Source organism: Humidesulfovibrio mexicanus (genome assembly GCF_900188225.1).
Lineage (GTDB): Bacteria > Desulfobacterota > Desulfovibrionia > Desulfovibrionales > Desulfovibrionaceae > Humidesulfovibrio > Humidesulfovibrio mexicanus.
In genome coordinates, this window is record NZ_FZOC01000004.1 from 318601 (window position 1) to 331494 (window position 12894).

10 protein-coding genes are annotated in these 12894 nt (G+C 64.5%); 8 read left to right on the forward strand and 2 right to left on the reverse strand.

The window, feature by feature from the left end; translation table 11 throughout:
* Positions 1 to 91 precede the first annotated feature (91 nt).
* On the forward strand, positions 92 to 1114 hold the full coding sequence (locus CHB73_RS10605; protein ID WP_089274541.1) for a glycosyltransferase family 9 protein: 1023 nt from the start codon (positions 92 to 94) through the stop codon (positions 1112 to 1114).
* Here the strand turns inward: CHB73_RS10605 and CHB73_RS10610 are convergent.
* Together CHB73_RS10610 and CHB73_RS10615 are read right to left on the reverse strand one after the other, a co-directional pair.
* The gene (locus CHB73_RS10610) at positions 1111 to 3777 is read right to left on the reverse strand and encodes a PEP/pyruvate-binding domain-containing protein (RefSeq protein WP_179216998.1); all 2667 of its coding nucleotides are present in this window, start codon (positions 3775 to 3777) and stop codon (positions 1111 to 1113) included. The two genes, CHB73_RS10605 and CHB73_RS10610, sit on opposite strands and share 4 nt — an antisense overlap.
* A gap of 89 nt (positions 3778 to 3866) precedes the next feature.
* The gene (locus CHB73_RS10615) at positions 3867 to 6494 is read right to left on the reverse strand and encodes a sigma 54-interacting transcriptional regulator (RefSeq protein WP_179216999.1); all 2628 of its coding nucleotides are present in this window, start codon (positions 6492 to 6494) and stop codon (positions 3867 to 3869) included.
* 265 nt (positions 6495 to 6759) lie between these two features.
* On the opposite strand from CHB73_RS10615, the gene CHB73_RS10620 reads away from it, so the two are divergent.
* From CHB73_RS10620 to CHB73_RS10650, 7 genes are all read left to right on the forward strand, one after another.
* Positions 6760 to 7059, forward strand: coding sequence for a DVU0150 family protein (locus tag CHB73_RS10620; RefSeq protein ID WP_089274544.1), 300 nt, complete (start codon positions 6760 to 6762; stop codon positions 7057 to 7059).
* A 30-nt stretch (positions 7060 to 7089) separates the two neighbouring features.
* On the forward strand, positions 7090 to 8133 hold the full coding sequence (locus CHB73_RS10625) for a sulfite exporter TauE/SafE family protein (RefSeq protein ID WP_089274545.1): 1044 nt from the start codon (positions 7090 to 7092) through the stop codon (positions 8131 to 8133).
* Between the two features lie 42 nt (positions 8134 to 8175).
* Positions 8176 to 8787 carry a DUF4881 domain-containing protein gene (locus CHB73_RS10630; protein WP_089274546.1) on the forward strand — a complete coding sequence of 204 codons (612 nt, stop codon included), beginning with the start codon at positions 8176 to 8178 and terminating at the stop codon, positions 8785 to 8787.
* Positions 8788 to 8861: 74 nt separating this feature from the next.
* Positions 8862 to 9107, forward strand: a complete 246-nt coding sequence (locus tag CHB73_RS10635; protein WP_089274547.1) for a hypothetical protein — start codon at positions 8862 to 8864, stop codon at positions 9105 to 9107.
* Between the two features lie 9 nt (positions 9108 to 9116).
* On the forward strand, positions 9117 to 9908 hold the full coding sequence (locus CHB73_RS10640) for a hypothetical protein (RefSeq protein ID WP_089274548.1): 792 nt from the start codon (positions 9117 to 9119) through the stop codon (positions 9906 to 9908).
* A 257-nt stretch (positions 9909 to 10165) separates the two neighbouring features.
* Entirely contained in the window at positions 10166 to 12040 is a 1875-nt protein-coding gene (locus CHB73_RS10645; RefSeq protein ID WP_089274549.1) for an NADH-quinone oxidoreductase subunit 5 family protein, read from the forward strand.
* Entirely contained in the window at positions 12037 to 12894 is an 858-nt protein-coding gene (locus CHB73_RS10650; protein ID WP_089274550.1) for an NADH-quinone oxidoreductase subunit H, read from the forward strand. Before CHB73_RS10645 ends, CHB73_RS10650 begins: the two co-directional genes overlap by 4 nt.

The window sequence follows — 12894 nt, forward strand, 5'->3', positions numbered from 1 at the left end:
GCGCCTTGGCCCTTGACTTGCCTTCGGTTCCACGCCATGTTTCACGGGTCCGGGCGTACAGCTTGGCGGCCAAGACGACGGGGTGACGACAATGGTCAGGGACATACCGGACAGATGGGCGGTGTACCGCGCCAGCGCGCTGGGCGACGTCACCCTCATCACCGGGGTGCTGGCCTGGTGGCATAAATCGCGCGACGCCCGCTTCACGGTCATCACCCGGCACACCCTGGCCCCCATCCTCTCCGGTCATCCGGCCGTGGACGAGGTCGTCGGCGTCACCCAGGCCGAGATCAACGGACACGACTGGTGGCGCAAGTCGCGCTCCATCGCCTCCGACTTGGCGGGCATGGGCTTCATCGACCTGCACCGCTCCCTGCGCTCCCTTGCCCTCACCCTGCGCTGGGAGGGTCCTGTGCGCGGCTATCCCAAGTTCGGGATCGCCCGGCGCATCTACAACCGCTTTCCCTTTCCCGCCCTTGAGCGCCGCCTGAGCGCGCTGAACGTTCCGCAGCGGTATGCGCTGGCCCTGGACGCCACGCCTCCCCCGGCGCAGGAACTGCGCCCTGTGATCCACCTCAGCGAAGCGGAACTCGCCGGGGCCGTGCAGCACCTGACGCATGTGGGCCTCACGCGGCCCTTTGTGGCCCTGCACCCCTTCGCCACCCACCCGGACAAGGCCTGGCCCATGGGCTACTGGCTTTCCCTCATTCCGCTCATCGAGCGGCAGGGCCTGGACTGGGTCATCGTGGGCAAGAACCCGGACCATCTGCAGGCGCTGGACGACCCGCGCAACCTCACCGGACGCACGGCCCTGCGTGAAACCTGCGCCATTCTGTCGCGGGCCAGCGCCCTGGTCACGGGAGATTCCGGCCCCATGCACCTGGCCACGGCCGTGGGCACGCCCGTGGTGGCGCTCTTCGGCCCCACCGCCAGGGCCTGGGGGTTTTATCCCAGCGGGCCGTTCGACACTGTTCTTGAACGCGACCTGCCCTGCCGCCCCTGTTCCCTGCATGGCACCGCCCGCTGCAAAACCGGCCGCGAGTGCCTTACGAGCATTGAGCCCGAGGAAGTGGCGGAAAGGCTGTTCGCCACGCTGGAGCGCGCCGGAACCTAGTCCTCCTTGCCTGCATCCACCTTGGGCGCGGGGCGCTGGGGGATGGGACAGGACGCGTCCAGCACGTAGCGTCCGGAAAGGAAGCACGCGGCCATGGCGTCCACGCTGGCCTCGTCCACCATGAGCATGTCCATCTGCCGGGTGAACTGCAGCAGCTTGCCCACGATCCAGAGCTTCTCCAGCACGACATCGGTCTCCCGCTTCTGCAGCCGTCCCACCACACGGTCGCCCTCCACCTCCACGCGGAACCCGTTCGCCTCCAGTATGCGGCCTATGGCCCTGGCCCTGCGCGCGCGCTTCAGGTCGTCGGCCGCGCCGCCCTTGAAGGAGAAGGTGATGTAGTTCTTGCTCACCGTGCTTCCGCAATAGCAGTCAAGCACGCCGTAATGGTACCCCACCCGCGAGCTGAAGTTCACGTACTTGTCCGAGATGATGGCGTAGCTTTTATCGCCGAAGCGCTCTCCGGCCTGGGCCGGACCTGCCACCACCTGCTGGCTCATCACAGACAGGAAGCCCTTCATTTGCAGCGGCCTTGGGGTGGAGAGCTGCGCCTGGTCCAGGGTAAGGCCGTTGAGCAGCGCCTTGAAAGGCGCGCCCACGACATCCGAGGGGTCCAGCCCCCCGCGCGCAGCCGCTCCGGTCGCCACGCCCCCGCCCAGGTCGATGACATGCAGGTCGAGCCCGGTCTGGGCTTTCAGGCGCATGGCCATTCCCGGCCGCGCAGAGGCCATGTCGCTCAAGGCGAACATTTCACCGTAGCAGCGCTCGTGCAGCAGCCGCATCACGTCGTGCACGGTGCGACAGCCCTTGGGCCTGAATTCCTCGGCCTTGGGGTTCACGAGGTTCAAGGGAATGATGTGCCGGGCCACACGGGAGAGCACCCCGTGCACGGGCGTATCGCGCATGTGCGCGGTCCGGGGGGCCTTGAAGGCCATGAGCGCGTCCACCTGGCCCGGGTACACGCGGCGCGAATAGGCGTCCACGGTCAGGATCTCGCCGGTCGTTATGTCTTGCGTGGCGCTTTTGAGCCCAAGAATGGCGGGCACCCCGAACTCTCGCGCCAGGGACGCCATGTGCCCGGTGATGCTGCCGCTGTCGGTGAGGATGGCCTGCGCCTTGCGCATGAGCACCATGAACTTCGGCGACGAGTGCGGGGCCACCAGCACGCCGCCATCGGGAAAGCCGTCCAGGCTGTCCTCGTCCGTCACCACGAATGCCGGACCGGATCCGATGCCGGGCTGGGCCGTCTCGCCTCCCGCAAGCACCGGCTCGCGGTCGTTCACTGAAGGCAGCCCGGCGGGGATGGACGTTTCCCCGGCGACAACGCCAAGCGGGCGCGATTGCAGGATAAGGAGCCTCTCACCCGGGGTCAGCGCCCATTCCACATCCTGGGCGGCGCCATAATGCTCCTCCAGCCGAAGCCCGTACCCACCGAGCTGGCGCAATTGCTCGGCGTTGAGACAGGGCGCGTCGCGACGCTCCGGCGGCACGGGCCGTTCCACCAGCACGCCGCCAGCTCCGCAGGTCAGCATGACCGGCTTCTCGGCCACGCGGAGCTCCTGCGGCTCGAGGGTCTCGCGCAGCAGCGAAACGCTGTCGGGAATCACCACCCCGTCCACGGCGTACACGCCAAGCCCCCATACGGCGTTGATGAGCACCCGGTCGTCCTGCGGGTGGTAGGGGTGCCGCGTGTACATGACCCCGCTCGCCACGGATTCGATCATTTCCAGGCAGGCCACGCTCATGCTCATGTCCTCGTCCACAATGCCCTTGAGCAGGCGGTAGGACATGGCGCGCGCCGTGTACAGGCTGGCCACGACATAGCGGTAGGTCGTGACGAGCCTGCGCCGCGGAACGTTGAGCACGGAAAGGTACTGCCCGGCGAAGGAGTATTCGCTGTCCTCGCCGATGGCGCTGGAGCGCATGGCCACGGGGCACTCGTCTGGATGGCGGCCGCATTCCTTGGCCAGCGCGTCGTGGGCTTCGACGATCGCCTGCTCCAACGCGGTCGGCAGAGGCGCCGTGATGATGAGCCGCTGGATCTCTTCGCTGGCCGCATCCAAGGAGGCCGGCGCATCCGGCGCGATGCCGAGCTTGATGCGCTTGATTTCCTCCCGAAGCCCGGCGTTGGCGAAAAATTCGGTGAAGGCGGTGGTTGTTATGGCAAAACCACGGGGAGTCGGCAGCCCCACCCGGTTGCGCACCTCGCCCAGGTTTGCGCTTTTGCCGCCAACCTGGTCCACCATGTCGCGCGAAATCTCCTCGTAGCCCAAGACCAGGGCCTGGCCATGCGTCGCCGCGCGGTCCTCCAATTCATCCTTGATCTGCTGCTGCAACTCGGCCAGCTTGGCCCTGAGCACAGGCTCCGGCTTGCCGGAAAGGTTCTCGTAGCTGGCCACCATGCGCAAGGCGTGGAACACCGCGCGCGTCGCCTGCGCCCGGATATGCGACATGCCGAAGAGCTGCTCGCCCCGGAGCTTCACTTCCATGTCCGCGACGATCTTCAGCAACTCGGCGTTGGAGTCGAGCAGTTCCTGAAAATGCCTGTAGCGCCGCCGGAATTCCTCCTGCAGCTCCTCGTGCCCGCCTCCGTCCTCGCCGCGTCCGCACAACAGCCGGATCAGGCGTTTCAGGTTGGTCAGAATTTCGCTTTGAACCACCATCTCCGCGCTCCACCCCGCTCGTTCACTCTGGAGTAATCGTGCAATCATTTCGTGCAACAAAAAACATGCAACAGCGCAATTGCGCAAATCTATGCGGACAAGTACCGCGTAGCCGGGCCGTTACCCACTTTTCGCAAGACCCCATTCTTCACCAGCGTCTGCAAATCGTATTGCGCGGTTCGTTGCGAGATATCCGGCCCCACCGCCTTCTGGTACTCCAATCGCGAAAACGCACCACGCTCCCGGGCGAGGCGCAAGGCCACGGATGCCCTCTTTCCATCGAATGGCGCGATCGAAGCCGCGTCGCGAATGCCCGGCTCGCGCCCCTTTGCGCTTGCTGCGTCTGCGGGCGAGGCGTGCGCCGCCTGGCCGTCGGCATCTGGTCCAGAGGCGGTTTCGTTCGCATCGTCCGCGCCGCCCGCGCCGACGGCGCCGCGTGCCCCGGAACCGTTCGGCTCCTGCCGCGCCGGACGTTCCCGAGCCGCGTCAAGCTCCTCCTGGAAGAATGTGGCGGGACTCACCGCCGCATCGTCGAACTGCAGATCCTCGGCATAGAGCACATCCCCCTCGGCGAATGCGATGGCTCTGGTGATGCAGTTCTTGAGTTCACGGACGTTTCCAGGCCAACTGTGGTCCATCAGCTTTTCCAGGGCCCCGCGCGAGAGGCCGAGTTCCGGTCTGCCCCCGGCAGCCGCAAGCTCCTTGATAAAATGGTTGGCCAACACCGGAATGTCCTCCTTGCGCTGGCGCAGGGACGGGGTCTGGATGGAAATGACCTTGAGGCGGTAATACAAGTCATCGCGGAATTCCCCGCGCTGCACCAGCTCCATCAAGTCCACGTTTGTCGCGGCGATGACGCGCACGTTGAACGCAACCTCCTGGTCGCTGCCGAGGGGGCGGATGCGCCGGACCGACAGCGCGCGCAACAGCGCCTTTTGCACCCGGTCCGTGGCGGTGCCGATCTCGTCCAGAAAGAGCGTCCCCCCGTCCGCAGCCAGAAACGCGCCCTTGCGGTCGGTCCGGGCCTCGGTAAAGGCTCCCTTCACATGGCCGAACAAGGTGTCCATGAGCAAATTCTCGTCCAGTCCGCCGCAATTTATGGAAATGAACGGCATCGTGGCGCGCGCGCTGAACTTGTGGATGCCCTCGGCCGTCAGCTCCTTGCCGGTGCCGGTCTCGCCGACGACGAGCACGTCCGCGTCCGCGCCAGCGGCCTTGCGGATCATGCTTTGCAGCGTAACCAGGGGCTGGCTCTGCCCAACCAGGTCCGGGATGTCCCCCACCAGCCGCCAGCCCACGGAGGCCGGGGCCTCGTTGTCGAAGGAGACCTTCTCGCGCTGCTGCACCTGATGGATTTGTTCGTCTCTCCGCCGAATGAGCTCCTGCTTCTCCTGGATGGACGAAATCATGCGGTTGATGGTCCGCGCGAGCAGGTCGGTCTCCTTGTCCACCTTGTCCAGATGAATGGGCCGCAGGGTCCGCGCATCGTACATGCTTCGGATTGCCTCGGCCAGCTGGTGCATGGGTTTGGTGATGACGCGGCTGATGAAGATGGTCACCAGAGCCACAAGTCCCATTCCGGAAAGGGTGATGACGAGCATGGCGTCGAGATGCCGGAACTCTGCGGCGTCGGAAAGGCGGCTGCGGTCCACATAGGCCACGCCGCCGATGATCTCCGGCCCTTTTGCCGGATTCGCGTTGAACAGCACCGGCGCATAGACGACAAAATGGCTTGGGCTCAAGAAGCTTGATGTCTCCTGTGACGCCTCAAGCTCGTCCGCGCCGACCTTTCTGGCTTGCACGTTCACCACCATGCGCCAGTAGGATTCGTGCTTCGGCAGCGGCCGAAAGGCTTTTCCGAACTCCGGGAGCCCATAGTCGCCCATCATGCCCATGCGCGCCGTCTCGGCCGAAAGATCGCGGTCGATGTCCTCCACGTTTTCCGACTGAAACAGAATCCACCCTTGGTCATCGAAGAAATAGCTGAACCGGGTTTCGCTGGTGCGGCTGAAGGCATAGAGGGGCGATTTCGCTGAATTGTACACAGACAGGATGTTGCGCAGGGCGTGGGCGTCCACGCCCACCACAAGCTGCCCCAGAAACTCTCCTCGCGCATCGTGCACCGGGGTTGTCAACCTGTAGAGCACGAAGGTCTGTGCGCCAACCTGGTCGAGAAACGCCGAAGGCGGATACGCCACTTCCGACAGGCGCGAAAGATCCACCACTCCGGGCTCGCGGCCACGCAGCCGCACCGCGTGGGTCACGGGGCTGCCCTTCACGGCATTGTACTGGTCGGGCCGAACCTCGCGCACGCCCGGCGCAGTGCGCACAAGCACAACGCTGCCCGATGCGTTGGCCGCGACGAAAGACAGTTCCCTCACGACATTGGGATGGTGCACGTCCCAGCGCGCAAAGGCGGCGAAAAGCCGTTCCCTATCCGGCCCCTCCTTGACCAGCTCCAGCCCAGCGCGGCGATAGAATTCCAGCAGTTGCTCCATCTCACGCGCCTGCGCGAGGTTTTGCACCTGGGCCGTGCGCTGCAGCGCCTGGTTCAAATAGCGCGAGGAAAACCAGTTGGTGACATACCCGGCCACCACAAGCACCAGCAACACTGCCGGTATGAGCGAGCACAGCAGCTTGCGGCGCACGCTCCAGGTGGCGAAATAGCGGCTGCTTGCCGCGCTTTCCGCCTTGGCTCGATAGGATCCCCAGGCCACGCCCCCTCCCCGCCGCAAACGGCAACGCATATCACGCAAAAACATGGAGAAACGTACCGCGCAAAACACGCAGAAATCATGCAAAGCCTGCTGCACGACTACACCAACCCAAACAAATCCGTCAAGTTTTTTTCTGTGGCACGCCCATTGCTCAACAAAAAGCAAACATTGCGGGATCAAACCGGCCAATCGCGACAGCGAGCAAAGACAGGCCGGATGTGCGGCAAGGGAAGTGAGTGTGCAAACCGTCTTGGAGGAGAAACGCATGAAAAATCGTCTGCTCAAGCTGTTCACCTGGTGCATGACACTGTGCATCGCGCTGCCGGAACTGGCGCTGGCGGCCGGTGGCGGAAAGGTCGCCAACGTGGTCATCGTGGCCGACACCCGCAAGTTCTCGGGCTGGGAAGCCTGGTGGACCAATCTTTACAACGAGAGCCACCTGTATTTCGCCATCCTGACCATGGCCCTCATCCCCACCATCGGCGTGATCTTCGGCGTCCTGGCCGACATGATCATGAGCACCATCGGCATTGACCTGAAGTCCCGCGGCGCGGCTGGCCATTAACCGATTGGCAGACAAAGAGGAGTGCTGAATATGGAATGGTTGTACGTCCTCATGCCCATCGCGGGCGTGAAAATATTCTGGCCCGGACTCATCATCCTGGGCGTCGGCGTCGGCATCATCGGTGGGTTCTTCGGCATGGGCGGCGCCTGGATGGTGACCCCCGGCCTGAACATCCTGGGCTTCCCCATGGCTTTCGCCATCGGCACGGACATCGCCCACATGGCGGGCAAGAGCCTCATCTCCACCATGCGGCACGGCAAGTTCGGCAACGTCGACTACAAACTCGGCCTGATCATGCTCATCGGCACGGTGGGCGGCTTTGAAATCGGCGCGCAAATGATCATGTGGCTGGAACGAATCGGCAACGTTGAAAAATTCGTGCGCTACGGCTACCTCATCCTCCTGGCGGCCATCGCCTGGATGGTCTTCCACGACATCAACGTGAAGAAGCGCAAGGAAGCGGCCATGCGCGCCGCCGGACAGGAAGGCGAGGCCATTGGCGTTGAGTGGCACAAGAAGCTGCACGCCATCAAGATTCCTCCCATGATCCACTTCAACGAGGCCGGCATCTACTGCACCATGTGGCTGCCCGTGTTCGTGAGCTTCCTCACCGGCTGGCTGGCCGGCATCCTGGGCATCGGCGGCGGACTCATCCGTATGCCCTCGCTCATCTACCTCGTCGGCTGCCCGACCCACGTGGCCGTCGGCACCGACCTGTTCGAAGTGGCGATCTCCGGCGTGTACGGCGCTGGCACCTACACCTACAAGGGCCGCACCGAGCTCGTGGCCGCCGTCATCATGCTCGTGGGCGCCTCCATGGGCGCGCAGGTGGGCGCTGTGGCCACCAAGTACATCCAGGGCTACGGCATCCGCTACGCTTTCGGTTTCGCGGTGGTTGGCTGCATGGCCTCCATCATCCTCAAGCTTATGGCCAAGGGCATGGGCCTGCCCATTCTTGACCACATGTCCACCGCCGTGGTGCTGGGCGTCGTATCGAGCCTGTCGCTGTACATCTTCGTCCGCTTCGTGCAGGGCTGCAAGAAGGAACTGGCCGCGAAGAAGGCCAACGCCTAGGCGATGCACGCCAATCGTTGCGAACAACTGAAGGAGACCGCTATGAACATCAAAAGCATCTGGCGCACGCTGCTCGTCGCCCTGCCCGTTGCGCTGCTCTTGGGCTGCTCCGAACCCGGCAAGGTGGACCAGGGCCGCGTCATCAAATTCGACGAGGCCACCAAGACCATCACCATCATCCGCGACAAGGCCAACGACACGCAGAATCCGGACTACACCTATCTGCCGCCCATCACCTACACCCTGCCCAGCAACCCGGCGGAGGTGGGCCCCCTGCCCAAGGCCGGCGGCCGCATGAAGATCGACAACAAGAAGAACCAGGTCACCATCTTCGACCCGGCCACCCAGAACTTCAAGACCATCGACTTCATCATGGTCGACTTCAAGGAGAACATTGACAAGAAGCACCCGCTGGTGTTCGACAAGGAAGCCGACAAGGCCAAGAAGTTCCCCGTGATCGACAAGGAGAAGAAGACCGTGACCATCTACTCCGGCCGCCAGAAGACCCTCTCGGTCATCCAGCTGCCCGAGGAGTACTTCGCCATGCCCGACAGCACCTGGGACGCCGGTGACGAAGCCCGCGTCTATTACAAGGAAGACGGCAAGGCGCTGCGCTTCATGAACATCAGCAAGACCGACATCTACAAGAAGTAGCTTCCCAAAACGCGTCCACGGCGGGCCGGGACTTCCCGGCCCGCCTCTTCCACCCCGCGACAGAGGAGAACGCCATGATCAGCAACGACGCCGCAGAAGCACCGGCAATAGCCATGAACGCCCGCCAGAAACTGTTCATCGGCCTTGTCGACTTGGCCATACTGACCGAGCTGTGCATCGCCATGGCGCGGGCCAGTTCCGTGCAGCCGGAGCTGTTCACCGCGACATTCATGAAGACCTTCTTCCTCATGTTTTTGCCTACCCTGGCGTTGGGCTTTTTCGGGTTCCGCAGACTGCGCCGCCATTCCGAGAATTCCTAAGGCGGCGGAATGGATTTCCGCACGCTCATCAACAGGCGCAAAAGCATAGGGCGCCTTGGCGCACTGGCCATCTGCCTGGCCTTGCTCCTGGCCCTGGACGGAATGGTCGCCGGTGGCCGCAAGGATCCGCACCTCCACGACCTGCTTCCCGGACAATCGCTGAACCTGACCGACCCCCTGCCCCGTGGAGCGGAGCGCCTGGAAGACCTGTCCCTGCGGGCTTCCAGCCCGAACATCTCCGTACGCCTGGTGGAGACCTTCTCCGGCTTCTGGCTTGGCGGCGTGCTGTGGCGCGCCGAGGCGGCAGTGCCGACGGACGCCGCGCCAGGCCGGTACACCGTGGCCATGTACTACGCCCACAACGGCACAGAGGCGGCGCCTCCACAGCGCTATGTCCTGCGCGTCCACCCGGACGCCCGCGCCATGCAGGGCCACGCGCTTTCGCTGGTGCAGAGGACCCTTGGCGTTTCGCCATATTTCCTGGCTGTCTGCCTGTTGCCGCTGGCGCTGCTTTCCATGCTGCTGAGCCTCGTCATTTCCCGCAACATTACCGTGGCGTTGGCGCAGAACGGCCTGAGCGAGATCTTCCGGGCCTTGGCCAGTCCGGAAGGCCAACGCATCAGCTTTGCCCGCCCAAGCGAAGCCCCCTTGCCGGAAGGCGCGCGGGTGGAGGTGCTGGACGAGCGCGCGGAGCGGTCGCTCGGCTGGGCGCTGGTGGTCGCCAATCCGCGCCGCGACGCCGAAGCCCTGATGCAAGACGGCGCGACCGTGCGTCCGGGCACGCTTGCACGGATTACGTAGGATAATATCCCACCGTCCTCCTTTCTTCCCCATCCCCACGCAACATCTTCCCGGAACAGGGAAAGAAAGCACATGTGCGGCAAACAGTCCGCACATTTTTTTTATTTCCCACCGACCTTAGAGATATCAGGCTTGAGGCTTAATTCCTACCAACTGATTTCTGGAAATTCCGCGCCCCCCCCCTTTCAATGCCGGACGTTTTGAGATAATTGGCTCCGTTCATAAAAGTTCATCAAGTTTTTGAGGGGGTTTCAAACATGCTTGATGCGTACATTGGGGTTCTTGTCTTATGGCCCCTGGTGGCCGGTCTCGCCTGTCTGGTGCTGCGAGGCCCAGGCGTGCGTTCGGCACTGGTGTTGGCCACAGCCGCGGCCATGGCCGTGGGCGCCCTGGGCGTTGCCTCCCAGGCGCCTGTGCTTGCCAATCCTGGCTTCCTGTCTTCCGAAACGGCCCTGCACGTGGCCGAGGCGGCGGCCTTCATCCTGCCGGCCTACTTCCTCTTCCGCGGCCTGATGGCCAAACACCTGCTGGTGATCGTGTTCGCCACCGCGCAGCTGGCGCTCGCCGCCTACGGCGCAACCCAGCTTGCTCCGGCCGCGGCCACGCAGTCCGCCGTGGTGGTGGACGGGCTTTCCCTGGCGCTGATGCTGGTGGTGTCCTTCGCGGGTTCGCTCATCTGCGTCTTCGCCCTGCCCTACATGAAGCACCATGAGGAGCATCTGCACCTGAAGACCTCGCGCCAGCCGGTCTTCTTCCTGGTGCTGCTGGCCTTCCTCGGCTTCATGAACGGCCTGGCCCTGGCCAACGACCTGCGCATGTTCGAGGCCTTCTTCGAGGCCACCACCCTGTGCTCGTTCCTGCTCATCGGCCACGACCAGACCGAGGACGCCAAGAAGAGCGCCTTCCGGGCGTTGTGGCTCAACTGCATGGGCGGCGCGGTGCTGCACGCGGGCATTCTGCTCATCCAGAAGCAGTTCGGCGTGGCCGACATCCAGGCCATCGTCAGCCCGGCCATGTGGACCGGGGCAAGCCTGCTGCCCATCGCGCTTTTGGCCATAGCCGGCTGCGTGAAGGCCGCGCAAATGCCCTTCCAGTCCTGGCTGCTGGGCGCCATGGTCGCGCCCACCCCGGTCTCGGCGCTGCTGCACTCCTCCACCATGGTCAAGGCTGGCGTGTTCCTGTGCCTGCGCTTAAGCCCCGTGCTTGCGGGCACCATGACCGGACGGCTGCTGCTTCTGGCCGGAGCCTTCACCTTCTTCGCCGCCTCGGCCCTGGCCCTTGGGCAGAGCAACGCCAAGAAGATCCTGGCGTACTCCACCATCGCCAACCTCGGCCTGATCATCGCCTGCGCGGGCATCGGCACCCCTGTGGCCGTGGCCGCCGGCATCATCCTGCTGGTCATCCACGCCGCCACCAAGGGCCTGCTGTTCCTCTGCGTGGGCGACATGGAACAGACCATCGGCAGCCGCGACCTGGAAGACCTGCGCGGCATCGTGTCCAAGAGCCCGGTCATCGCCCTGGCGGCCGTGGCCGGTTCCATGGCCATGGTGCTGCCCCCGTTGGGTATGCTTGTGGGCAAGTGGGCGGCCCTGGAGGCCGCGGCCCAGTGTCCGGTGTCCATGGTGCTCATGGCCCTGGGCAGCGCCCTTGGCGTGGTGTGCTGGGTGCGCTTTGCGGGCACCCTGCTCTCCGGCAGGTCCGCCGATCCCAAGGCCCCGTCCCGCTCCTCGCTCTCCAGCACGCCCATTCTGGCCATGCTGGCGGGCGCCGTGGGCGTGGCCATGGCCGCACCGTGGATCAACGCCCTGCTGCTGCCCGCGGACATCGCCGCCACCGCCCTTTCCGGCGGCTGGGGGCTGCTGCCCGCCCTGTTCGTCCTGGCCATGCTCTCCTGGATCATCGGCATGAAGGCCTTCTCGCGCCAGAGCGCGGCCACCCTGGCCACGCCCTACATCTGCGGCCTGCCCTCGGCGGAAAAGGGCAGCTTCATCGGCGCCCTGAACCGCAACTGGACCTTGTCCGAGGGCAATGAATACGCCACCGAGATCTTCGGCGAGGCCAAGCTGACCAAACTCCTGGGCGTTCTGGCCGGAGCGCTGCTCATCGCCCTTGTTGGAGGTGCCATCATATGAACTTGACGACATTCTACCTTGCGGCGGCCGCCCTTGTGCTGGCCCCGGTTCTTGGCGGCCTGGTGGCCGGCGTGGACCGCGTGGTGACCGCGCGTCTGCAGTCCCGCATGGGCCCCCCGCTGCTGCAGCCCTTCTACGACGTGGGCAAGCTGTGGTCCAAGGTGATTCCCCCGGCCAGCCACTGGCAGGGCATGTTCGTGCGCTGGGCGCTTGTGGCCTCCCTTGCGTCGGACATTCTGCTGGCCGCCGGGGCCGATGTGCTGATGGCCTTCTTCGTGCAGGCCGCCAGCGCCAGCTTCGTGTGCCTGGGCGCCTTCTGCGGCAATTCGCCCTACAGCAAGCTCGGCGCCCAGCGCGAGCTCTTCCAGCTTCTGGCCTACGAGCCGGTGTTCCTGGTGGCCATTCTGTGCATGGCTCATGTGGCCGGGGCCTTCGACGCCTACAGCTTCATGAACGCCAGCGCGCAGCCGCTGCTGTTCAAGATGCCGCTCATCGTGCCCGCGCTCCTGTTCGTGGTGCTGGTGAAGCTGCGCAAGTCGCCCTTCGACATCTCCGCGTCCCACCACATGCACCAGGAGGTGGTGCGCGGCGTGTACACCGACTACGCCGGACGCGACTTCGCCTTGCTTGAGATCGCCCACTGGGCCGATGTGGTGGTGGTGCTCTGGATCTGCTCCTTCCTCTGGGCCACCAGCGCGGTCACCATGGTCGCCACCGCGGCCGTGTTCCTTCTCGCGGCCCTGGTCATCGACAACATCAGCGCCCGCCTGACTTGGCGGCACATGCTGAAGGTGGCGGCGCCCCTGTGCCTGATCCTGGCCACGGCGAACCTTCTTTGGCTGTACATGGAGTAA

Excerpts from the sequence above, each read along its gene's own strand:
- CHB73_RS10630 (WP_089274546.1), top strand. The coding sequence starts at position 8,176 with ATGAACATCAAAAGCATCTGGCGCACGCTGCTCGTCGCCCTGCCCGTT.
- CHB73_RS10605 (WP_089274541.1), top strand. The coding sequence starts at position 92 with ATGGTCAGGGACATACCGGACAGATGGGCGGTGTACCGCGCCAGCGCG.
- CHB73_RS10620 (WP_089274544.1), top strand. The coding sequence starts at position 6,760 with ATGAAAAATCGTCTGCTCAAGCTGTTCACCTGGTGCATGACACTGTGC.
- CHB73_RS10625 (WP_089274545.1), top strand. The coding sequence starts at position 7,090 with ATGGAATGGTTGTACGTCCTCATGCCCATCGCGGGCGTGAAAATATTC.
- CHB73_RS10650 (WP_089274550.1), top strand. The coding sequence starts at position 12,037 with ATGAACTTGACGACATTCTACCTTGCGGCGGCCGCCCTTGTGCTGGCC.
- CHB73_RS10645 (WP_089274549.1), top strand. The coding sequence starts at position 10,166 with ATGCTTGATGCGTACATTGGGGTTCTTGTCTTATGGCCCCTGGTGGCC.
- CHB73_RS10610 (WP_179216998.1), bottom strand. The coding sequence starts at position 3,777 with ATGGTGGTTCAAAGCGAAATTCTGACCAACCTGAAACGCCTGATCCGG.
- CHB73_RS10635 (WP_089274547.1), top strand. The coding sequence starts at position 8,862 with ATGATCAGCAACGACGCCGCAGAAGCACCGGCAATAGCCATGAACGCC.
- CHB73_RS10640 (WP_089274548.1), top strand. The coding sequence starts at position 9,117 with ATGGATTTCCGCACGCTCATCAACAGGCGCAAAAGCATAGGGCGCCTT.